At 72.3% G+C, this 21195-nt stretch carries 22 protein-coding genes; 14 read left to right on the top strand and 8 right to left on the bottom strand.

The window, feature by feature from the left end:
- Positions 1 to 20: 20 nt before the first annotated feature.
- The 6 genes from AQJ66_RS20150 to AQJ66_RS20125 all read left to right on the top strand — a co-directional run bounded on the left by AQJ66_RS20150 (position 21) and on the right by AQJ66_RS20125 (position 5855).
- Positions 21 to 1460 carry an MFS transporter gene (locus AQJ66_RS20150; protein ID WP_061923929.1) on the top strand — a complete coding sequence of 480 codons (1440 nt, stop codon included), beginning with the start codon at positions 21 to 23 and terminating at the stop codon, positions 1458 to 1460.
- A 32-nt stretch (positions 1461 to 1492) separates the two neighbouring features.
- Complete coding sequence (locus tag AQJ66_RS20145; RefSeq protein ID WP_079060293.1) at positions 1493 to 1690, top strand: FitA-like ribbon-helix-helix domain-containing protein; 198 nt, start codon at positions 1493 to 1495, stop codon at positions 1688 to 1690.
- Positions 1690 to 2058: a type II toxin-antitoxin system death-on-curing family toxin gene (locus AQJ66_RS20140; protein WP_061923923.1), complete on the top strand. Its 369-nt coding sequence runs from the start codon at positions 1690 to 1692 to the stop codon at positions 2056 to 2058. The genes AQJ66_RS20145 and AQJ66_RS20140 overlap by 1 nt, the downstream gene beginning before the upstream one ends.
- Before the next feature lie 190 nt (positions 2059 to 2248).
- On the top strand, positions 2249 to 4039 hold the full coding sequence (locus tag AQJ66_RS20135) for a DEAD/DEAH box helicase (protein WP_061923920.1): 1791 nt from the start codon (positions 2249 to 2251) through the stop codon (positions 4037 to 4039).
- Between the two features lie 284 nt (positions 4040 to 4323).
- Positions 4324 to 4965 (top strand): IclR family transcriptional regulator, encoded by a 642-nt coding sequence (locus AQJ66_RS20130; RefSeq protein ID WP_061923917.1) that lies wholly within the window; start codon positions 4324 to 4326, stop codon positions 4963 to 4965.
- Between the two features lie 98 nt (positions 4966 to 5063).
- Positions 5064 to 5855, top strand: coding sequence for a S16 family serine protease (locus AQJ66_RS20125; RefSeq protein WP_061923914.1), 792 nt, complete (start codon positions 5064 to 5066; stop codon positions 5853 to 5855).
- Positions 5856 to 5870: 15 nt separating this feature from the next.
- On the opposite strand, the gene AQJ66_RS20120 is transcribed toward AQJ66_RS20125, so the two are convergent.
- From AQJ66_RS20120 to AQJ66_RS20110, 3 genes are all read right to left on the bottom strand, one after another.
- The gene (locus tag AQJ66_RS20120; RefSeq protein WP_061923900.1) at positions 5871 to 6053 is read right to left on the bottom strand and encodes a hypothetical protein; all 183 of its coding nucleotides are present in this window, start codon (positions 6051 to 6053) and stop codon (positions 5871 to 5873) included.
- Between the two features lie 87 nt (positions 6054 to 6140).
- Positions 6141 to 6728, bottom strand: coding sequence for a winged helix-turn-helix domain-containing protein (locus AQJ66_RS20115; protein WP_061923898.1), 588 nt, complete (start codon positions 6726 to 6728; stop codon positions 6141 to 6143).
- A 90-nt stretch (positions 6729 to 6818) separates the two neighbouring features.
- Complete coding sequence (locus AQJ66_RS20110; RefSeq protein ID WP_061923895.1) at positions 6819 to 7298, bottom strand: Lrp/AsnC family transcriptional regulator; 480 nt, start codon at positions 7296 to 7298, stop codon at positions 6819 to 6821.
- 122 nt (positions 7299 to 7420) lie between these two features.
- Between AQJ66_RS20110 and hppD the strand changes: the two genes are divergently transcribed.
- Positions 7421 to 8566: a 4-hydroxyphenylpyruvate dioxygenase gene (gene hppD, locus AQJ66_RS20105; protein WP_061923891.1), complete on the top strand. Its 1146-nt coding sequence runs from the start codon at positions 7421 to 7423 to the stop codon at positions 8564 to 8566.
- A 30-nt stretch (positions 8567 to 8596) separates the two neighbouring features.
- Here the strand turns inward: hppD and AQJ66_RS20100 are convergent, their stop codons facing one another.
- Positions 8597 to 10066, bottom strand: coding sequence for a tetratricopeptide repeat protein (locus tag AQJ66_RS20100; protein WP_061923888.1), 1470 nt, complete (start codon positions 10064 to 10066; stop codon positions 8597 to 8599).
- 93 nt (positions 10067 to 10159) lie between these two features.
- On the opposite strand from AQJ66_RS20100, the gene AQJ66_RS20095 reads away from it, so the two are divergent.
- Positions 10160 to 11566 (top strand): FAD-binding oxidoreductase, encoded by a 1407-nt coding sequence (locus AQJ66_RS20095; protein WP_061923886.1) that lies wholly within the window; start codon positions 10160 to 10162, stop codon positions 11564 to 11566.
- 15 nt (positions 11567 to 11581) lie between these two features.
- Here AQJ66_RS20095 and AQJ66_RS20090 read toward each other — a convergent pair whose 3' ends face one another.
- A complete protein-coding gene (locus AQJ66_RS20090; protein WP_061923884.1) occupies positions 11582 to 11995 on the bottom strand; it encodes an SsgA family sporulation/cell division regulator in 414 nt (137 codons plus the stop codon).
- 250 nt (positions 11996 to 12245) lie between these two features.
- Here AQJ66_RS20090 and AQJ66_RS20085 point away from each other — a divergent pair, with 250 nt between their 5' ends.
- A complete protein-coding gene (locus AQJ66_RS20085; protein WP_061923881.1) occupies positions 12246 to 13709 on the top strand; it encodes an RDD family protein in 1464 nt (487 codons plus the stop codon).
- 76 nt (positions 13710 to 13785) lie between these two features.
- Positions 13786 to 14508, top strand: coding sequence for an RDD family protein (locus tag AQJ66_RS20080; protein WP_061923878.1), 723 nt, complete (start codon positions 13786 to 13788; stop codon positions 14506 to 14508).
- A gap of 24 nt (positions 14509 to 14532) precedes the next feature.
- Here the strand turns inward: AQJ66_RS20080 and AQJ66_RS20075 are convergent, their stop codons facing one another.
- Complete coding sequence (locus AQJ66_RS20075; protein ID WP_061923875.1) at positions 14533 to 14769, bottom strand: hypothetical protein; 237 nt, start codon at positions 14767 to 14769, stop codon at positions 14533 to 14535.
- Positions 14770 to 15141: 372 nt separating this feature from the next.
- Here AQJ66_RS20075 and AQJ66_RS20070 point away from each other — a divergent pair, with 372 nt between their 5' ends.
- Positions 15142 to 17496: an immune inhibitor A domain-containing protein gene (locus tag AQJ66_RS20070; RefSeq protein ID WP_061923873.1), complete on the top strand. Its 2355-nt coding sequence runs from the start codon at positions 15142 to 15144 to the stop codon at positions 17494 to 17496.
- A gap of 121 nt (positions 17497 to 17617) precedes the next feature.
- Positions 17618 to 17944, top strand: coding sequence for a hypothetical protein (locus tag AQJ66_RS20065; RefSeq protein ID WP_061923870.1), 327 nt, complete (start codon positions 17618 to 17620; stop codon positions 17942 to 17944).
- 25 nt (positions 17945 to 17969) lie between these two features.
- Here AQJ66_RS20065 and AQJ66_RS20060 read toward each other — a convergent pair whose 3' ends face one another.
- Together AQJ66_RS20060 and AQJ66_RS20055 are read right to left on the bottom strand one after the other, a co-directional pair.
- A complete protein-coding gene (locus AQJ66_RS20060; RefSeq protein WP_061923867.1) occupies positions 17970 to 18563 on the bottom strand; it encodes an isochorismatase family protein in 594 nt (197 codons plus the stop codon).
- Positions 18564 to 18658: 95 nt separating this feature from the next.
- On the bottom strand, positions 18659 to 20005 hold the full coding sequence (locus AQJ66_RS20055) for a nicotinate phosphoribosyltransferase (RefSeq protein ID WP_061923865.1): 1347 nt from the start codon (positions 20003 to 20005) through the stop codon (positions 18659 to 18661).
- 56 nt (positions 20006 to 20061) lie between these two features.
- On the opposite strand from AQJ66_RS20055, the gene clpS reads away from it, so the two are divergent.
- Positions 20062 to 20379, top strand: coding sequence for an ATP-dependent Clp protease adapter ClpS (gene clpS, locus AQJ66_RS20050; RefSeq protein ID WP_061923862.1), 318 nt, complete (start codon positions 20062 to 20064; stop codon positions 20377 to 20379).
- A 12-nt stretch (positions 20380 to 20391) separates the two neighbouring features.
- Positions 20392 to 21003: a DUF2017 domain-containing protein gene (locus AQJ66_RS20045; protein ID WP_061923859.1), complete on the top strand. Its 612-nt coding sequence runs from the start codon at positions 20392 to 20394 to the stop codon at positions 21001 to 21003.
- The last annotated feature ends 192 nt before the right edge of the window (positions 21004 to 21195 follow it).

Raw genomic sequence — 21195 nt, 5'->3', positions numbered from 1 at the left:
CGGGCCTTACCCTGACGGGCATGAGTGCCCTCGAGTCCCCCGACACCGCTGTGGTGGAAGATGCCCGCGTCCCGGAAGAGAACGGCGGTGTGCTGGGCCGGTCGTACCGGGCGCTCAGTGTCGGGATCGTCTCCGTCGTGCTGCTCATCGCCTTCGAGGCGACGGCCGTCGGCACCGCGATGCCGGTCGCCGCGCGGGAGCTCGACGGGCTGGCGCTGTACGCCTTCGCCTTCTCCGGGTACTTCACCACCAGCCTGTTCGGCATGGTGCTCGCCGGGCAGTGGTCCGACCGGCGCGGCCCGCTCGGCGCGCTGACCACCGGCATCGCGGCCTTCGCCGCCGGCCTCGTCGTCGCCGGCACCGCCCAGGTCATGTGGGTGTTCATCCTGGGCCGGGCCGTGCAGGGGTTCGGCGGCGGGCTGGTCATCGTCGCGCTCTACGTCGTCGTCGGGCGGGCGTATCCCGAGCGGCTGCGCCCGGCGATCATGGCGGCCTTCGCCGCGAGCTGGGTCGTACCGTCGGTCGTCGGCCCCCTCGCCGCGGGCGCCGTGACCGAGCACCTCGGCTGGCGGTGGGTCTTCCTCGGCATACCCGTGCTGGTGGTGTTCCCGCTCGCGCTCGCGCTGCCCCGGATACGGCAGCGCACCTCGGGCCCCGTGGGCGCCACCGGCGACTTCGTCCCCGCCGGCCGCCGCCGCATCCGGCTCGCCCTCGCCGTCTCCCTCGGCGCCGGGCTCCTCCAGTACGCCGCCCAGGACCTGACCTGGGTCTCCCTGGTCCCGGGCCTGGCCGGCGCCGCGCTGCTCGTGCCCGCCGTCCGCGGTCTCCTCCCGCCCGGCACCTACCGCGCCGCCCGCGGGCTGCCCTCCGTCGTACTGCTGCGCGGGGTCTCCGCCGGGTCCTTCATCGCCGCGGAGTCCTTCGTCCCGCTGATGCTGGTCACCCAGCGGGGACTGTCCCCGACCCTGGCCGGGTTCTCGCTGGCGGCCGGCGGCGGCACCTGGGCGCTGGGCTCCTGGGTGCAGTCGCGGCCGCGGGTGGAGCCGTACCGGGAGCGGCTGATGACGTCCGGGATGGTGCTGGTGGCCGCCGCGATCCTCGCCGCGCCGAGCGTGCTCCTGCACTCCGTGCCCGTCTGGGTCGTCGCCGTCGCCTGGGGCTTCGGCTGCTTCGGCATGGGCCTGGTGATCTCCTCCACGAGCGTGCTGCTGCTCCAGCTGTCCGCCCCCGAGGAGGCCGGCGCCAACTCCGCCGCCCTGCAGATCTCCGACGCCCTGTCCAACGTGGTCCTCCTGGCGGCGACCGGCGCGGCCTTCGCCACCCTGGGCGGCGGCAGCACGACGGCGTCCCCCGCGACCGGCACCGGCCACCCCGCCGCCTTCGCGGCCGTCTTCCTGCCGATGGCGGGGGTGGCGGTGGTGGGGGCGTGGGTGACGCGGCGGGTGCGGGCTTCCGAATGACACCATGTGGTACCACGCAGTACCGTAACCGCATGGCTGGACTGAACCTGCGGTTTACGGACGAAGAGCTCGACGCCCTCCGACAGCGTGCGGCCCAGGAAGGGCGCAGTATGCAGGCCTTCGCGCACGACGCCGTGATCGCGGCCATAAACGAGCACTCGCGTCTGTTCAACGAGGCGGCCGATCATGTGCTCAAGGCCAGCGCCGAGCTGAACCGCAGGCTCGCCTGATGCACTACCTCACGCTCCCCGAGTTGCTGAACCTCGCCCAGCGGCTCGGGGCGGACGAGGTGCGCGATTATGGGCTCCTCGACTCGGCGCTCGCCCGTCCCCAGTCGAGCGTGTTCGGGCAGGATGCCTATCCGGACGTCTGGCAGAAGGCGGCGGCATTGATGGAATCGCTGGCCCGCAACCACGCCCTGGTCGACGGCAACAAGCGCATCGCCTGGTATGCGACCTGGGTCTTCCTGCACATGAACGGGCATCCGCTGGACTCCGACTTCGACGTCGACGAGGCTGAGCGCTTCGTTCTCGACGTCTGGCAGGGCGCTCTGGACGTACCCAAGATCGCGGCCCACTTGCCCCGCTTCGCGCGCTGACTGTGACGTGAGTCCCACCCGGCCGCGTCCCCGCCTCGTTGCCGCGTGGGCACCGTCGGCCCGCCGGTAGGGTGGCCCGGTCGCCATACACAGCCGAGCTGCCGACCCTTGATCCACGGAGACCGTGACTACCACCGCCCGCCCGTCACCCGCCACCACCCTCAACGGAGGGCCCTCCGGGCCCACCCCCATGTCTTCTTCCTCGACGCACTCCCACCACCTTTCGCCCGCCTTCCCGGGCCGCGCCCCCTGGGGCACCGCCGGCAAGCTGCGTGCCTGGCAGCACGGGGCGATGGAGAAGTACATCCAGGAGCAGCCGCGCGACTTCCTCGCCGTCGCCACCCCCGGCGCCGGCAAGACCACCTTCGCGCTGACCCTCGCCTCCTGGCTGCTGCACCACCACGTCGTGCAGCAGGTGACCGTCGTCGCACCGACCGAGCACCTGAAGAAGCAGTGGGCGGAGGCCGCGGCCCGGATCGGCATCAAGCTCGACCCCGAGTACAGCGCGGGCCCGCTCGGCAAGGACTACGACGGCGTCGCCGTCACCTACGCGGGCGTCGGCGTGCGCCCCATGCTGCACCGCAACCGCGTCGAGCAGCGCAAGACCCTCGTCATCCTCGACGAGATCCACCACGCCGGCGACTCCAAGTCCTGGGGTGAGGCGTGCCTGGAGGCGTTCGAGCCCGCGACCCGGCGGCTCGCCCTGACCGGTACGCCGTTCCGGTCCGACACCAACCCGATCCCCTTCGTCACGTACGAGGAGGGGCAGGACGGCATCCGCCGGTCCGCCGCCGACTACACCTACGGCTACGGCAACGCCCTCGCCGACCACGTCGTCCGGCCCGTCATCTTCCTCTCCTACAGCGGCAACATGCGCTGGCGCACCAAGGCCGGCGACGAGATCGCCGCCCGGCTCGGCGAGCCGATGACGAAGGACGCGGTCAGCCAGGCCTGGCGCACCGCCCTCGACCCGCGCGGCGAGTGGATGCCCAGCGTGCTGCGCGCCGCCGACCAGCGGCTGACCGAGGTGCGCAAGGGCATCCCGGACGCCGGTGCGCTGGTCATCGCCTCCGACCAGGACTCCGCCCGCGCCTACGCCAAGCTGATCCGGGAGATCACCGGCACGAAGGCGACCCTCGTGCTGTCCGACGACGCCGGTGCCTCGAAGCGGATCGACGACTTCAGCGGCAGCGACGACCGCTGGATGGTCGCGGTGCGCATGGTGTCCGAGGGCGTCGACGTGCCCCGGCTCGCGGTCGGGGTGTACGCCACCACCATCTCCACCCCGCTCTTCTTCGCCCAGGCCGTCGGCCGTTTCGTGCGGTCCCGGCGGCGCGGCGAGACCGCGTCCGTGTTCCTGCCCACCGTGCCCGACCTGCTGACCTTCGCCAACGAGATGGAGAAGGAACGGGACCACGCCCTCGACAAGCCGAAGAAGGAGGGCGAGGAGGACCCGTACGCCGAATCCGAGAAGGAGATGGAGGAGGCGAACAAGGAGCAGGACGAGGACACCGGCGAGCAGGAGCAGTTCGCCTTCGAGGCGCTGGAGTCCGAGGCCGTGTTCGACCGGGTCCTCTACGACGGCGCCGAGTTCGGCATGCAGGCCCACCCGGGCAGCGAGGAGGAGCAGGACTACCTCGGCATCCCCGGCCTCCTGGAACCCGACCAGGTCCAGCTGCTGCTGCAGAAGCGGCAGGCCCGGCAGATCGCGCACAGCCGCAAGAAGCCGGACACCGAGGCCGACCTGCTGGAACTGCCCGCCGAGCGGCGGCCGGTGGTCAGCCACAAGGAGATGATGGAGCTGCGCAAGCGGCTCAACACCCTGGTGGGTGCCTACGTGCACCAGAGCGGCAAGCCGCACGGCGTCATCCACACCGAACTGCGCCGCGTGTGCGGCGGACCGCCGAGCGCCGAGGCCACGGCCGGGCAGCTGCGGCAGCGGATCGCCAAGGTCCAGGAATGGGCCACCCGCATGAGGTAAAAGCCTGCTGCGTGTGCGTATGGGGACGAATCCTGGCAGGCCGGATGTCGGACTGCCCGGATTCTGGACGGAGACTTCCGCTGAGCGAACCGCCTTCGCTACTGTCCCGCTACGCACACGCCCCGTGGCAGCGCCGCCGCGGAGCGCAGCCGTGAAGCGACAAGGCCCGGAGCCGCCGGGCCGTCCTGCCGATCGGCGGCCTCTGAAGCGCGTCGCCGCCGGGATCCGGTGACGCATCCGCCGCTCAGGGGTCTGCCGACCTCACCACCAAAGGAGTGGGCGTCGTGACCGCGGAGACCTCTCAGACGCTCGACCGGGGACTGCGCGTCCTCAAGCTGCTGGCCGACACGGACCACGGGCTGACCGTCACCGAGCTGTCCAGCAAACTGGGCGTGAACCGGACCGTGGTGTACCGGTTGCTGGCCACCCTGGAGCAGCACGCGCTGGTCCGGCGTGACCTGGGCGGCCGGGCCCGGGTCGGTCTGGGAGTGCTGCGTCTGGGCCGGCAGGTGCACCCGCTGGTGCGGGAGGCCGCGCTGCCCGCGCTGAGGTCGCTGGCGGAGGACATCGGGGCGACGGCCCATCTGACCCTGGTGGACGGCACCGAGGCGCTGGCCGTCGCCGTGGTCGAGCCGACCTGGACGGACTACCACGTCGCCTACCGCGCGGGCTTCCGCCACCCCCTGGACCGCGGCGCCGCGGGCCGCGCCATCCTCTCCGCCCGCCAGTGCCCCGCCTCCGACCCCGGCTACACCCTCACCCACGGCGAGCTGGAGGCGGGGGCCAGCGGGGCGGCCGCGCCCCTGCTCGGGGTGACAGGCGTCGAGGGCAGCGTGGGCGTGGTGATGCTCGCGGACTCCGTCCCGGAGCGGGTGGGCCCGCGCGTGGTCGACGCGGCCCGCGAGGTCGCGGACGCCCTGCGCTGACCTCGGCGCCGACCCCGGCGCCGACGCCCGCGCCGGCACCGGCAGACGTAGCCGTGGGCCCGGCGGGCGGTCCGGGGCCGTCACGTTAGATTGGTCCCGTGCTCTCACGTCTCACGCGCCCCCAGGCCGTCGCCGTCTGCGCCCTGCCCGTCGTGGCGCTGCTCGCCACGGCCGTGTTCGCGCCGCTGCCGTTCTCGGTGGCGGGGCCGGGGACGACGGCGAACGTGCTCGGGCAGTACCGGGGCACCTCCGTGATCACCGTTTCCGGGGCGCCGGTCCGGCGGACCAGCGGGCAGCTGCGGATGACGACGATCGTGGCGACCGGCCCGGACACCCGGGTCACCCTCGGGGACGTGGCCGGCAACTGGTTCCGCACGGACCGGGCCGTGATGCCGCGCGACGCGGTCTACCCGAGCGGGAACAGCGTCAAGGAGATCGAGAAGCACAACGTCGAGCAGATGCAGCAGTCCCAGGACGCGGCGACCCAGGCGGCGCTGAAGTACCTGCACCTCAGCGCCGACAAGGTGCACGTCACCCTCAGGCTCGCCAACGTGGGCGGGCCGAGCGCCGGGCTGCTGTTCACCCTGGGGATCATCGACAAGCTGGACGGCGACGGCAGCGGCGGCGACCTCACGGGCGGGCGCACGGTCGCCGGGACGGGCACGATCGACGCCTCCGGCAGGGTCGGCGCGGTCGGCGGCGTGTCCCTGAAGACGCAGGCCGCCCGGCGGGACGGTGCCACCGTCTTCCTGGTGCCGAAGGCCGAGTGCGGCGATGCCAAGGCGGAGCTGCCGAAGGGACTCCGGCTGGTCCCGGTGACCACGCTGCGGGGCGCGGTGGACTCCCTGGTGGCCCTGGAGAAGGGCAACGGCTCCGTACCGAGCTGCTAGCTCCGTAGCGGGCTGCTAGGCCACGGCCGGCGCCGGCCCGGGGGCGGAGGCGAGGCGCAGGCCGAGTTCCACCAGGGTCCAGCCGACGCGGGTGCGCAGTTCGACCGGGGGCTTCGCCTCGGTGGACAGGCGGTGGGCGTCGGCCTGGGCGCGGAGGCCGGTGACGCGGTGCTGGGCGAGCTGGGTCTCGATGTGCATGGCGTTGCCTCTCGGTGCGTCTCGGTCGTCTCGTGTGCCGGCCGGTCCCGGCGGCTCTCAGCCGGTCTCGGTCGGTCTCGGTCGGTCTCAGTCGGTCTCGATGGGGAACAGGTGCGTGTGGACACGGACCTGCGCGGCGCCCGGGGTCTCCGCCTCGGGGACGCGCCCCCGGTAGCCGTCGATCAGCGCGTGCATCTTCTGGACCAGTTCGGCCGCCAGTTCGGGGGTGAGCCGCAGCGTCGCGTCGCTCATGTCGGAGGCGCCGCGCTGCCAGTCCCCCTGCCAGGTGTCGCGGGTGCTGAGCCAGGTGGACAGCTCGCGGGCGTGGGTCGCGGCCACCTCGTGCAGGAAGACCTCGGCCATCCCGCGCACCTCCGGGCCCGCGCCCTCGAAGTCGCCGCTGTTGAAGACCAGTCCCTGGTCCACCGCCTGCCACCAGCGCTCCCGGCCCTTGCCGTGCCCGGGGGCGTCCTCGACGAAGCCGTGGGTGGCGAGCTGGCGCAGGTGGTAGCTGGTCGCGCCGCTGGACTCGCCGAGCCGGGCGCCCAGCTGGGAGGCGGTGGCCGGGCCGTGGCGCCGCAGGGCGTCCAGCAGCTGCATCCGCAGCGGATGCGCGAGCCCGCGCAGCGAGCGGGCGTCCAGCCGGCGCTGTTTCCGTTCCTCGTGCTCCGTCATGCGTACAAAGATAGCTATGCAAAGGCTCCTTTGCAACACTCTCTTTGCATCAACTCCCCCGGGATTCCGGCGGGTTCGGACCGCGCCGGGTCATTCCTCCCGGTCGCCCCCCGCCGCCTGCTCCACCAGCGGGATGATCCGCAGCGGGACGGGGTTCTCCATGACGATCGCCGTGGACGCCCGGACGATGCCCTCGAAGCCGACGACCCGGTCGATCACCCGCTGCAGGTCGGCGTTGGAGCGGGCCACCAGCCGGCACAGCATGTCCCCGCTGCCGGTCGTGGTCAGCAGCTCCAGCACCTCCGGCACGGTCGCCAGGTACGCCCGGACGTCGGCCCCCTGCCCCTGCCGGATCTGCAGCGTGGCGAACGCGGTGACCGGATAGCCGAGGGCCGCCGGGTCCACCTGCGGCCCGAACCCCCGGACGACCCCGCTCGACTGCAGCCGGTCGAGGCGCGCCTGCACCGTCCCCCGGGCGACGCCCAGCCGCCGGGACATCTCCAGCACGCCGATGCGCGGCTCCCTGGCCAGCAGCACGATGATCCGGCCGTCCAGATGATCGATCGCCATCACGCCTCCCGGGATGGTCATCCTGTACAGAAAGTCCGCCGCTTCGCCCGCACCGCTGGTCAGATTGCCCAGTGAATACGCGAACTATTGCGCACCTTGCAAGGCCGGGCCACCCTTCCGCTATGACGCAGACCACTCACCACACTCCCGACACCGCACGGCAGGCCGACCCCTTCCCGGTCAAGGGAATGGACGCGGTCGTCTTCGCCGTGGGCAACGCCAAGCAGGCCGCGCACTACTACTCCAGTGCCTTCGGCATGAAGCTGGTGGCGTACTCCGGACCGGAGAACGGCAGCCGCGAGACCGCGAGTTACGTCCTGGAGAACGGCTCCGCCCGTTTCGTGTTCACCTCGGTGATCAAGCCCACCACCGACTGGGGCACCTTCCTCGTCCGGCACGTGGCCGAGCACGGCGACGGCGTCATCGACCTGGCCATCGAGGTCCCCGACGCCCGCGCCGCCTACGCGTACGCCCTCGAGCACGGCGCGCAGAGCGTCGCCGAGCCGTACGAGGTGAAGGACGAGCACGGCACCGTCGTCCTCGCCGCGATCGCCACCTACGGCGAGACCCGCCACACCCTGGTGGACCGCTCCGGCTACGACGGCCCCTACCTGCCCGGCTACGTCGCCGCCGAGCCGATGGTCCAGCCGCCCGCCCAGCGCACCTTCCAGGCCATCGACCACTGCGTCGGCAACGTCGAGCTCGGCAAGATGGACGAGTGGGTCGGGTTCTACAACAACGTCATGGGCTTCACGAACATGAAGGAGTTCGTGGGCGACGACATCGCCACCGAGTACAGCGCGCTGATGTCGAAGGTCGTCGCGGACGGCACCCTCAAGGTGAAGTTCCCGCTCAACGAGCCCGCGATCGCCAAGAAGAAGTCCCAGATCGACGAGTACCTGGAGTTCTACGGCGGCCCGGGCGTCCAGCACATCGCGCTGAACACCAACGACATCGTGCAGACCGTCCGCACGATGCGCGCGGCCGGCGTCGAGTTCCTCAACACCCCGGACTCGTACTACGACACCCTCGGCGAGTGGGTCGGCGACACCCGCGTGCCCGTCGAGACCCTGCGCGAGCTGAAGATCCTCGCCGACCGCGACGAGGACGGCTACCTGCTGCAGATCTTCACCAAGCCGGTCCAGGACAGGCCGACCGTGTTCTTCGAGATCATCGAGCGCCACGGCTCCATGGGCTTCGGCAAGGGCAACTTCAAGGCCCTCTTCGAGGCGATCGAGCGCGAGCAGGCCAAGCGGGGCAACCTGTAGTCACGGCACGTCCGCCGTCACGACAGGCCGTCACGACAGGTCGTCGGGCAGGGGCTCGTCGGGTACCTCGCCGAGCTCCTGCAACGCCTCCCGCGCCGCCGGCGCCCGCAGCGGCGAGAAGTACGGGTTGATCTGCAGCGCCTCCTTCAGGTGCCGACGGGCGGGCCCGGCCAGCTCCAGTTCGCGTTCGATCATGCCCCGGTGGAACGCGTACAGCGCGCTGCGCACCCCGCCGCCCTTCTCCTTGTCCGTCGCGGCCGAGGCGTAGGTCAGCGCCTCCTCGTCGTCACCGGTGCGGTGCAGTGCCCAGCCGAGGGCGTCGGCCACCTCGATGCCCGGCTGGCGCCCGTACTCCGCCCGCAACCGCAGCACCGCCTCCTCGGCGTCCCCGTGGTCCGCCTCGAACTGCCCGATCAGCAGCTCCTCGTCGACCCCGCCGGACACCGCCTGCGCCACCCGGTTCCGCAGCAGGCCGTACTGCTCCTCGGCGTCCCGTTCCATCCCCAGCGACTCGTACAACTCAGCCAGCTCCAGGGTCACCTGCGGGTCCGGCTGCCCGTCGAGGGCGGCCCGGTACGCGGCGAGGGCCTCCTTCATGCGGCCCAGCCCGGCCAGGGCCCGCCCCCGGCCGGCGTGTGCCTCCCGCCGGCCGGGGTCCAGGCGCACGGCCGCCTCGAAGTGCCGCAGCGCCTCCGCCAGGTCGCCCCGCTCCCAGGCCAGCTGCCCGATCCCGGTGAGGTAGGCGGCCTGCTGGGCGGGCGTGCGGGCGGCGGCCGCCGCGTCCGTCAGCTGGGCCACGGAGTCCTCGCGCCAGCCCCGGTCCCGGTACACCGCCGAGGCCCGCGCCATCACCGCGGGCTTCGCGTCCGCGCCGGTGCGCAGGGCCATGAGCTTGTCCAGCGTGGAGCGCGCGTGCTCGTAGTCGCCGAGCCCGGTGTACGCGTCGATCAGCGGGGGATAGGCAGCCCACCGCTTCGGCGCCAGCTTCAGCGCCTGCTCGCCGTACCGCTTCGCCGCCGGGAAGTCCCGGCGCGCGTTCGCCAGCGCGGTCAGCGCGCCGAGCGCCTCCACGTTGTCCGCGCCCCGCACCTCCAGGGAGGTCCTGAGCGCCCGCTCGGCCTTCGGGTAGGCCGCCGCGTCGGCGCTGCGCCGCCCCTGCTCCACGTACGCGGCGCCCAGCACCGCCCACGCCCGCGCGTCCCGCGGCCGGGCCCGGACCGCGCGCTCCTGCTGCCCGATCAGCGCCGCCAGGTCGGGCAGGGCGGCCGGCACCCCGGTGGTGACCGCGGCCAGCATCCGGGCCCGGACCTGGGCCTCGGCCCGCGGGCCCGCCGCCGGCGCCGGGGGAGCGGTCCGGGGCTGCGGCGGAGGCAGCAGCACCAGCGCCCCGCCCGCCGCGGCCCCGCCCAGCAGCGCGGTGACCAGCGCGCGCCGCAGCCACCGCCGGTGGCGGCGCGGGGCTGAACCGGACACGGAGCGGTCGTACTGTCGGATCTCCATACCGCTCACTGTGCGCCAGTACGCCGGACAGGTCCGGGTGGCCCAAGGACGGCACGGACGGGGTTCACACCGATGGCCCCCGAGTGTCACGCTGTGATCGTGAGCCGTATCGAAGCGCCCCGCGACGAAGCGATCAGCACCCTGACCGACCGGCTCCTGGCCGGCCTGCCCGCCGAGGCCGTCGTGACCGACCCCGGCGTGACCACCTCCTACGCCCACGACATGGCGAGCTTCTGCCCGGCCGGCGCGCCCGCCGTCGTCGTGCTGCCGCGCACCGTCGAGCAGGTGCAGCACGTCATGCGCACGGCCACCGAGCTGCGCGTCCCGGTGGTCCCGCAGGGCGCCCGCAGCGGCCTGTCCGGCGGCGCCAACGCCACCGACGGCTGCATCGTGCTGTCGCTGACCCGGATGGACCGCATCCTGGAGATCAGCCCCGTCGACCGGATCGCGGTGGTCGAACCCGGGGTCGTCAACGCGACCCTCTCCCGCGCCGTCGAGGAGCACGGCCTGTACTACCCGCCGGACCCCTCCAGCTGGGAGATGTGCACCATCGGCGGCAACATCGGCACGGCCTCCGGCGGCCTGTGCTGCGTGAAGTACGGGGTCACCGCCGAGTACGTGCTCGGCCTGGACGTCGTCCTCGCCGACGGGCGCCTGCTGTCCACCGGCCGCCGCACCGCGAAGGGCGTGGCCGGCTACGACCTCACCCGGCTGTTCGTCGGCTCCGAGGGCTCCCTGGGCATCGTCGTACGGGCGGTCCTCGCGCTCAGGCCCAAGCCGCCGCAGCAGCTCGTGATGGTCGCCGAGTTCGCCTCCGCCGGCGCCGCCTGCGACGCCGTGTGCCGGATCATGGAGGGCGGGCACGTGCCGTCCCTCCTCGAACTGATGGACCGCACGACCGTCAAGGCCGTCAACGCCCTGACCCACATGGGTCTGCCCGAGTCCACCGAGGCGCTGCTGCTGGCCGCCTTCGACACCCCGCACCCCGCCGCCGACCTCGCCGCCGTCGGCGCGCTGTGCGAGGCCGCCGGGGCCACCCAGGTGGTGCCCGCCGACGACCCGGCCGAGTCCGAACTGCTGCTGCAGGCGCGGCGGATGTCGCTGCCCGCGCTGGAGGCGGTCACCGGCACGACGATGATCGACGACGTGTGCGTGCCCCGCTCGCAGCTCGGCGCGATGCTCGAGGGCACCGAGCGGATCGCCGAGAAGTACGGGCTGACCATCGGGGTCTGCGCGCACGCCGGCGACGGCAACACCCACCCCGTCGTCTGCTTCGACGCCGGCGACCCCGACGAGTCCCGGCGGGCCCGGGAGTCCTTCGACGAGATCATGGCCCTCGGCCTGGAACTCGGCGGCACCATCACCGGCGAGCACGGCGTGGGCGTGCTGAAGAAGGAGTGGCTGGCGCGGGAGATCGGCCCGGTGGGGCTGGAGATGCAGCGGGCGGTGAAGCAGGTCTTCGACCCCCTCGGCATCCTCAACCCCGGCAAGCTGTTCTGACCCGCCGGCCGCACCTCACCGGGCCAGCAGCTGGTCGAGCTCCTCGTCGAGGTCCAGCCGCCCGCCCTCGGTGCCCGGCGGCACCGCCCGCAGCGTCCGCTCCAGCCAGGCGGACACCTGCGCGGCGGGCGCCTGCAGCAGCGCGTCGCCGTCGGGGGAGCCGAGCGCGATCAGGACCACGCCGCGCCCCTGCGCCCGGCCCGGCCACACCCGTACGTCCGCCTGCCCGCAGGGCCGGAACACGCCCTCCACCAGCAGGTCCCGCGCGAACGTCCAGGTGACGGGGTGGCCGGTGTCGATGTGGAAGGTGATGTGCACGGCGTAGGGGTCGTCGGAGCGGTAGCCGAGCCGGGCCGCGACCGGGATGCTCCGCTCGGGGGACAGGACGAGCCGCAGCTCCAGCTCCCGCTCCACCTCCGTGTATCGCATGTGCGTCTCCTCTCTCCTGTGTCCTCTTCGCTTCTCGCCGGGCCGCCGGTTGCGGGCCCGTACCAGGGAGAGGGGGCGGGCGCCGGGGCATCGCGCGGGTTCGGGGAAGTTTTTCCGCCGACGGGTGACAGCCGTGTACGCCGTCTACCCGAAAGGAGTGGGGTACGGCCGGAGTGGGGGTGTGACATGCCCCGGTCTGATAGATGTGGAGCCCCCTTTCCCACCCCCGAGCAGATACGGGACGACGGACATGAGCGCCCCAACCCCGGCCCCAGGTGACGACAGGCCCCGCGAGGGCTACTACCCGGACCCGTCCATCCCCGGTTACGTCCGGTACTGGAACGGCGCCTCCTGGGTGCCGGGCACCAGCAGGCCGGCGCCGCAGGACGGCAAGCCGCTCGCCCCGCCGCCCGGCGTACGCCCCGCGGCCTCCGCCGTGGAGGAGACGGGCCCGCACTTCTTCGACGAGGACCCGCGCCCGGCGCCCTCCGACGGTGGCGGCCCGGCCTGGGGCGCCGACCCGAGGATCCCCGCGGACGGCTCGTCCCGTCCGGTCGGCCACGCACCCGGCACCGAGGGCACGGCGTCGATCCCGCCGGCGGACGACGACGCCCCCGACCCCGGCGGCACCTTCATCTTCCGCCGCCCGGTCCCCGGGCCCGCGGCCGTCACGGACGACGGCACGATGACGTTCCGCCAGGTGCCCGGGCAGGGCCGGCCGGGCGGTGACGCCGCAGCCGACCCGGGCGCGGGGACCGGCACGGGTCCGGGCTTCGGGGCGCAGGGCCCGGTCGGCGCGCCTCAGGCCGGGCCGGGAGACCCGGCGGCGGGCGGAGCAGGCGGCCACGGTTCGGCCGGTGCGTCCGCGGGGCAGTCCGCCCCGGCGCCCGGCCCCGGCTTCGGCGCCGGGAAGGCGGCCGCCGCCCGGGCCGCGGCGCCCTCGCCCCGGACGCCCCCGGTGGCGCAGCCGCCGCAGGCCGCCGCCGCGACCCCCTCCGTGCCGCACCAGGCCGGGCAGCAGCACGCCGGGCCCCAGCAGCAGGCGGTGCCGCCGCAGGCCGTGCCGCAGCAGGCCGGTGCCGCCTCGCCCCTGAGCGCCGGTCCCGGCGGGGGGCAGGCCTCCTGGGCCCAGCAGGTGCACCGGCTGGCCGGGGGCGCCGACGAGCAGCCCGTGGCGCCGTGGAAGCCGCCGGTGGAGGACGTGTTCCAGGCGGCCGCCCGCCGGCAGGCCTCCGCGCGCCCGGCCGGCGTCGGCAGGCGGTTCGCCGCCCGGCTGGTCGACAACCTGGTCATCGGCGCCGTCACCGCCGCCGCAGCGGTCCCCCTCGGCACCCGGGCGGTCGACCACGTCCAGCACAAGATCGACGAGGCCAGGCTGTCCGGCCGTACCGTCACCGTGTGGCTGCTCGACGGCACGACCGGCACCTCGCTCGGCATCGTCCTCGCCGTCCTCCTGGTCTTCGGCGTCCTGTACGAGGTGCTGCCCACCGCCAAGTGGGGCCGCACGCTCGGCAAGCGGCTGTGCGGGATCGAGGTGCGCGACATCGAGGCCCACGAGCCGCCGGCGTTCGGCGCGGCCCTGCGCCGCTGGCTGGTCTACAGCGTCCCCGGCCTGCTCGGCATCGGCCTCGTCGGCGTGCTGTGGTGCCTGTTCGACCGGCCCTGGCACCAGTGCTGGCACGACAAGGCGGCGCACACCTTCGTGGCGGGCTGACCCGGCCCGGCCCGTGCGTACTCCGGACGGCCGCCCGCCGGATGCGGCCCGGCGGCGTTCGGGTTCCACTCGGGCCATGAGCAGCGAACCGCCCCCCGGCTCCGGAGAGCAGCCCCCGGAGGACGACCCGTTCAGAAAGCGGCCCCCGTCGGACCAGTCGGACCAGTCGGACCAGGGGCCGGGCTCGCCGTACGGCACCCCGTACGGCGAGCGGCAGCCCCCGCCGGGAGGCGGGCCCCCGCCGGGAGGCGGGCCCCCGCCCCCGGGCGGTGGCCCGTACGACGCGGGAGGCCCCTACGGCACGGGCGGCCCCTACGGCGGTCCCGGCCAACCGCCCGATCCCCTCGCCGGCATGCCCCCGCTCGCCGACAGCGGCCGGCGCACCCTCGCGCGGATCATCGACATGATCCTCGTGGGCATCGTCGTGTGGCTGGTCACCCTGCCACTCGGCGCCCAGCAGTACGACGTGAACGCCAACCGGGTCCAGAGCGCGGGCGCCATCTGGGAGTCGGTCGCCGCCGCGGTCCTCTACGTCGCCTACGACACGCTCATGATCTCCCGGTCGGGGCAGACCCTCGGCAAGAAGTGGCTGGGCATGCGGGTGGCCAACCTCGACGACGGCGCGACCCCGTCCACGCAGACGTCGCTGGTCCGCGCGCTGGTCCTGTGGGTGCCGTTCGCCTTCTGCTGCGCCTGCTTCTGGACCGCGATCGCGGGCGGCTGGAGCTTCTTCGACAAGCCGTACAAGCAGGGCCTGCACGACAAGGCGGCCAAGACGGTGGTGGTCAGCACCCGTTGAGGCGGCCCGGCAGGCCGCCTCGCCTCACAGCCGGCTGGGAACCCGCTCGCTCTCGGGCGCGTTCTCGGCCGGCTCCGCGTGCGCGCGCGGTCGCGGCAGCGGCACCGTCATCGCCACGAGCAGCCCGAGGCCGAGCGCGGCCAGGACGATGACGGCGATCCCGGTGCCCGAACTCGTCTCGGACAGCAGCAGCATGGCGAGCGTCGAGAAGATCACGGTGCACGAACCGTAGGCGAGCTGTGCGGCAGTCGGACGAGGCATGGCAATCGTGTCCTCGGAAAGCGGGAGCTGGATGTCGGGGGGTGCCGTGCGACTCTCTTCCGCCTGCATGCCCGAGCCGGACAGCTGGTAAGCGTGACCTTACCCACGGTGCCGGTGCACAGGGGGCGCACGGAGTCATGAGCCTGGTCGGGCAAAGGTTGGCTCTGCGCCGTTGCCCACGATGTGGACATGTTCGCAAAGCGAACGCCGTCTCCGCATAGTGCACTTGTCCTGCTCAAGTCAAGGTCTGTCTTTTCTTCTAAACCTCTAGTCAAATGTCGTCACTTGAACACGCGTTGAACGTGCGCGCACGGAACCTTCCACGACCCGGAAACCCCCTGTCCGTGTGCGCGGCGCGGGGGAGGAACTCAAGTGACCAGCAGACCCTGGACGTTCAGGGCGGCCGCGATCGGTGTGGCGCTCGCGGCGGCCTCCGCCACGATCGCGACGTTCGCCGTCGCGGAGGCCAGCACCACGGCCCGGCCCGCTGCCGTGAACCGGCACGACCCGGCCCCGGTGAAGCAGGAGAAGCACGACCTCGACGGCCCGATGAGCAAGACGCAGCGGGCGCAGCGTCAGGAGGCCCTCAACCAGCTCATATCGGGCAAGGCGAAGGCCAAGGAGCGCAACGGCTCGAAGGTCGTCCAGCTCAAGAGCAAGAAGGGCGAAGGCAAGTACGTCGAGCTGGGCCGCGAGAAGACCGACAAGATCTTCACGATCCTGGTGGACTTCGGCGACCAGACCGACCCCCGGTACGGCGGCACCCCCGGTCCGCTGCACAACCAGATAGCCAAGCCGGACCGCAAGAAGGACAACTCGACGGCCTGGCAGGCGGACTACAACCAGAAGCACTTCCAGGACCTCTACTTCGGCACCGGCAAGAAGACCGAGTCGCTGAAGAAGTACTACGAGAAGCAGTCCTCGGGCCGCTACTCGGTCGACGGCGAGGTCTCGGACTGGGTCAAGGTCCCCTACAACGAGGCCCGTTACGGCAACAACGCCTGCGGCCAGACCAACTGCACCAGCGTGTGGAACGTCGTCCGCGACGGCGTGAACGCCTGGGTCGCCGACCAGAAGAAGGCCGGCAAGTCCGACGCCGCCATCAAGGCGGACCTGGCCAAGTACGACCAGTGGGACCGTTACGACTACGACGGCGACGGCAACTTCAACGAGCCGGACGGGTACATCGACCACTTCCAGCTCGTGCACGCCGGTGAGGACGAGTCCGCGGGCGGCGGCGCCCAGGGCACGGACGCGATCTGGGCCCACCGCTGGTACGCCTTCGGCACGGACGCCGGCGCCACCGGGCCGGCCGACAACAAGCTCGGCGGCACGCAGATCGGCGACACCGGCATCTGGGTCGGCGACTACACCATCCAGCCGGAGAACGGCGGCCTCGGCGTCTTCGCGCACGAGTACGGCCACGACCTCGGTCTGCCGGACGAGTACGACACCGCCGGCGGCGACAACTCCACCGGCTTCTGGACGCTGATGTCCTCCGGTTCCTGGCTCGGCCGCGGCAAGGACTCCATCGGAGACCTGCCCGGCGACCTGAACGCCTGGGACAAGCTGCAGCTGGGCTGGCTGAACTACGACACCGCCAAGGCCGGCGTCAACTCCTGGCACAAGCTGGGCGTCGCCGAGTACAACACCAAGTACCGCCAGGCGGTCGTGGTCTCGCTGCCGGACAAGGCCGTGAAGACCGAGATCGTCGCCCCGGCCGAGGGCTCCACCCAGTGGTGGAGCGGCATGGGTGACAACCTCAAGAACACGCTGACCCGTTCGGTGGACCTGACCGGCAAGTCCTCGGCCACGCTGAGCCTGGACGGCTGGTACGACATCGAGAAGGACTACGACTACCTCTACGCCGAGGTGTCGACGGACGGCGGCGCCAACTGGACCGCGCTCGACGGCACGGTGGACGGCCAGGCCATCCCGCGCGACGGCTCCGGCAAGCCGGCCCTGACCGGCTCGGTCGACGCCTACAAGAAGCTGTCGTACTCGCTGGACGCCTACGCGGGCCAGAAGTTCGACCTGCGCTTCCGCTACCAGTCCGACGGCGGCGTGGCCCTGAAGGGGTTCGCGGCGGACGAGATCACGGTCACCGCGGACGGCACCCCGCTGTTCACGGACAACGCCGAGAGCGCCGACCCGGCGTGGACCGCGAGCGGCTTCTCCCGCATCGGCGGGTCCTTCACCAAGGACTACAAGCAGTACTACCTCGCCGAGAACCGCCAGTACGTGTCGTACGACAAGACCCTCAAGGTCGGCCCGTACAACTTCGGCTTCGCGTCGCGCCCGGACTGGGTGGAGCACTACCCGTACCAGAACGGCCTGCTGATCTGGAAGTGGGACACCTCCCAGGCGGACAACAACACCAACAAGGACGGTCACCCGGGCACGGGTCTCATCCTGCCGGTGGACGCGCACCCGAAGGCGCTGAAGTGGGCCGACGGCACGCTCCTGCGCAACCGCATCCAGGCCTTCGACTCGACGTTCGGCTTCGAGTCCACGGACGCCTTCACGCTGCACAAGGCGGACAAGGCGCTGAAGATCAAGTCGCAGAAGGGCGTGCGGGTCTTCAACGACCACACCAGCTCCTACTACGACCCGGCGAACCCGACCGGCGGCGTCAAGGTCACTGACACCAACACCAAGATCGTGATCCTGAAGCAGGGCAAGGGCGGCTCCACGCTCGAGCTCGAGGTCGGCCCCGCGGTGAAGTAGGCAGCATCACCGCAGGTCACAAGCGTATCGGCGGCGACCCCCTGGCGGGTTGCCGCCGATCGTGTTTAGGTGCGTCCTGTGGCTCGCTTATTGACACCGACCGGAACGGGGATGTGACCGCATGGCCGCAGGAGGCTTCTGCAAGCTGCCGAACGGGACGGTGGTGGTGGCACTGAACCTGCCGAGCCCCGCCGGCGGACCGGCCGGGGTGCGCGTGCTGGTGCACGCCCGGAACCGGGCGCGGGCCCTGACCCGGCTGCGCAACCTGGGCCTGAGGGCGGTGTACCTGCGGGGCAACGCGGAGCCGCCGACGCCGGACGAGGTCACGGCGGTGCTGCACCATCCCGACGGCCTGATATGGCGCACGGCCCCGGACAACGGTGTCACCGTGATGGAGCTGTGGCACCCGATCAGGACCCTGCTGCGGCAGTCGGCCGCCCGGACCTGACCGCCGCCGGTACGGGCCCGGGACCCTAGCCGCCGACCACCGGCTTGCCGGTGAGCTCCACCCCGCCCTGGCGCAGTTCCTCCAGGGCCCGCTCGGTCGTCTCCGGGGCGACGCCCGCGGTGAGGTCCAGCAGGACGCGGGTGCGGAAGCCCTCCTTCCCGGCGTCCAGGGCGGTGGCGCGCACGCAGTGGTCCGTGGCTATGCCGACCACGTCGACCTCGTCGATCTCCCGGGCGCGCAGCCAGTCGGCCAGGCGGACGCCGTTCTCGTCGGTGCCCTCGAAGCCGCTGTAGGCAGCCGAGTAGGCACCCTTGTCGAAGACGGCGTCCACCGCGCCGGAGGCGACCGCCGGGGCGAAGTTCGGGTGGAAGCCGACGCCCTCCGTGCCCGCGACGCAGTGCGCGGGCCAGGAGCGGACGAAGTCCGGGTCGTCGGCGAAGTGACCCCCGGGTGCGATGTGGTGGTCACGGGTGGCGACCACGTGCCGGTAGCCGGAGCCGGCCGCCTGGCCGATCAGCTCGGTGATGGCGGCGGCCACGTCCGCACCGCCGGCCACCGCGAGGCTGCCCCCCTCGCAGAAGTCGTTCTGCACGTCTACGACGATCAAGGCGCGGCGCATGGTGGGTGTCCTTCGACTGTGGGTTGAGTAACTGAGCCTAGAGACTGGCGGCCCCGTGCGGGAGGGGGTTCGCGGGTGCGGACGGCGGACCTGCTTTAGCTACCCGACGGCCCGTGCGCGTACTCCGTCGGAAGGACGGGTTCCCCGCGCGAGAGCTGTGTCGCGGACAGCGGGAGGTTGGCGCGGGCGGCGATGTGCCGCTCCCGGGGCACGTCCAGGGGCTCGCGGGCGACCACCTCGCCGGCCTTGACCAGCTCCACCTGCAACTGCCGCTCGGCCAGGCCGGCCGGCACCGCCCCGGTGCCCACGACTTCGGCCTCCGCCACCCCGTCCGCGTCCAGCCGGCGTGCCGCCCACTTGCGGCCACCGATGGACGTCTTGCCCCCGCTGGACTTCTTCGCGACCGGCACCAGCGGCGCCTCCGGGTCGGCGGTCTCGGCGCGGGCGACCAGCTTGTAGACCATGGCCGCGGTCGGGTGCCCGGAGCCGGTCACCAGCTGGGTGCCGACGCCGTAGGCGTCGACGGGCGCGGCGGCCAGGGAGGCGATCGCGTACTCGTCCAGGTCGGAGGTGACCACGATCTTCGTGTCCCGCGCGCCCAGCTCGTCCAGCTGCTGCCGCACCCGGTGGGCCACCAGCAGCAGGTCGCCGGAGTCGATGCGCACCGCGCCCAGCCCGGGCCCGGCCACCTCCACCGCCGCCGCGACGGCCTCGGCCACGTCGTAGGTGTCCACCAGCAGGGTCGTGCCCCGGCCGAGGGCGTCGACCTGGGCGCGGAAGGCGTCCCGCTCCCGGTCGTGCAGCAGGGTGAAGGCGTGCGCGGAGGTGCCGACGGTCGGGATGCCGTAGCGGAAGCCGGCCGCCAGGTCGGAGGTGGTCGCGAAGCCGCCTACGTAGGCGGCCCGCGCGGCGGCCACGGCGGCCAGCTCGTGGGTGCGGCGGGCGCCCATCTCGATCAGCGGCCGGTCGCCGGCCGCCGAGGCCATCCGCGAGGCGGCGGCCGCGATCGCCGAGTCGTGGTTGAGGATGGACAGGATCACGGTCTCCAGCAGCACGCACTCGGCGAAGCTGCCCTCGACCCGCATGATCGGCGAGCCCGGGAAGTACACCTCGCCCTCCGGGTAGCCCCAGATGTCTCCGCCGAAGCGGTAGCCGGCGAGCCACTTCGCGGTCTCCTCGTCGACGATGCCGTGCTCCCGCAGGAAGGCGAGGACGGGCTCGTCGAAGCGGAAGTTCTCCACCGCGTCCAGGACGCGTCCGGTGCCCGCCACCACGCCGTAGCGGCGCCCGTCCGGCAGCCGCCTGGTGAAGACCTCGAACACGCTGCGCCGCTCGGCCGTACCGGCCTTCAGCGCGGCCTGCAGCATCGTCAGCTCGTACTGGTCCGTGAAGAGGGCCGTCGAGGGAACCTCCACCGGCAGCCCAAGGTCCGCTGTGTTCATGGCAACGAATGTACACCCATTTCGTCAGTGTGACGAATAGTGGGCCGCGTGGCAGCATGGGCGGTGTGACGTCACCCGCGCCCGTAGAGATCGAACGCACCGAGTCGGCGGAGGAGGTCTTCGCCGTACCCGAGCCCGACGTCCCCTGGGTCACGATCGTCCACAACGACCCGGTCAACCTCATGAGCTACGTGACGTACGTCTTCCAGACGTACTTCGGCTACTCCAAGGACAAGGCCACCAAGCTCATGCTCGACGTCCACCACAAGGGCCGGGCCGTCGTCTCCAGCGGCAGCCGCGAGGAGATGGAGCGCGACGTGCAGGCGATGCACGGCTACGGTCTGTGGGCCACCCTCCAGCAGGACCGGAAGTAGCGAATCCCTTTCATGCCCGGAACCTTCGAACCGCTCCCCGGCGGCGGCGCTGCCGTCGCCCTCGACGACGTCGAGATCTCCATCATCCGGTCGCTGGCCGTCCAGCTGCTGGAGCTGATCGGCCCCGGTCCCGGCCCCGCCGGCCAGGAGCCCGCGGACCCGCTCGCGGAGCTGTTCGCCGACGGCCCGAGCGAGCCGCCCAGCGACCCCGTGCTCCGACGGCTCTTCCCGGACGCCTACAACGACCCGGAGCAGCCGCCCGCCTCTCCGGCCCAGGCCGACGAGCGGCAGGAGTACTCCGCCGAGTTCCGCCGCTACACCGAGAACGACCTCAGGGCCGGCAAGCGGCAGAACGCCCTCGCGGTGATCCGCAGCCTGGACGCCCTGGCCCCGATCGAGGTGGGCGGGGCGGTCCTCGAGCTCACCCCGGAGGAGTCCAGGGGCTGGCTCGGCGCGCTCAACGACCTGCGCCTGGCGATCGGCTCCCGCCTGGAGATCACCGACGAGGACGACACCGACCTGCTCTACCGGCTCCCGGACGACGACCCGCGCAAGCCGATGGTGATGGCGTACCTGTGGCTCGGCGGCCTCCAGGAGACCCTCGTCTCCACCCTCATGCCCTGAAATGTGACGGTTTCGTGTTCGCTCAGCGGACGCTCAAATGCGGATAACGATCCCGTCACCACCGCGGCCCGCTTTGCCGCATCCGGGCGCTCTTTGTCCGCTTTTCCCTGTGGGACGCGCCACATCGCCCACCGGTGATCAATAGTGCGGCCGTGATACATCTTCACGACCGCCCGGCCGACACCACCCATG

This window comes from Streptomyces bungoensis (genome assembly GCF_001514215.1).
Taxonomy (GTDB): domain Bacteria; phylum Actinomycetota; class Actinomycetes; order Streptomycetales; family Streptomycetaceae; genus Streptomyces; species Streptomyces bungoensis.
The sequence above is the reverse complement of the archived record's forward strand: the minus strand, read 5'-3'. Positions and strand labels throughout refer to the sequence as shown.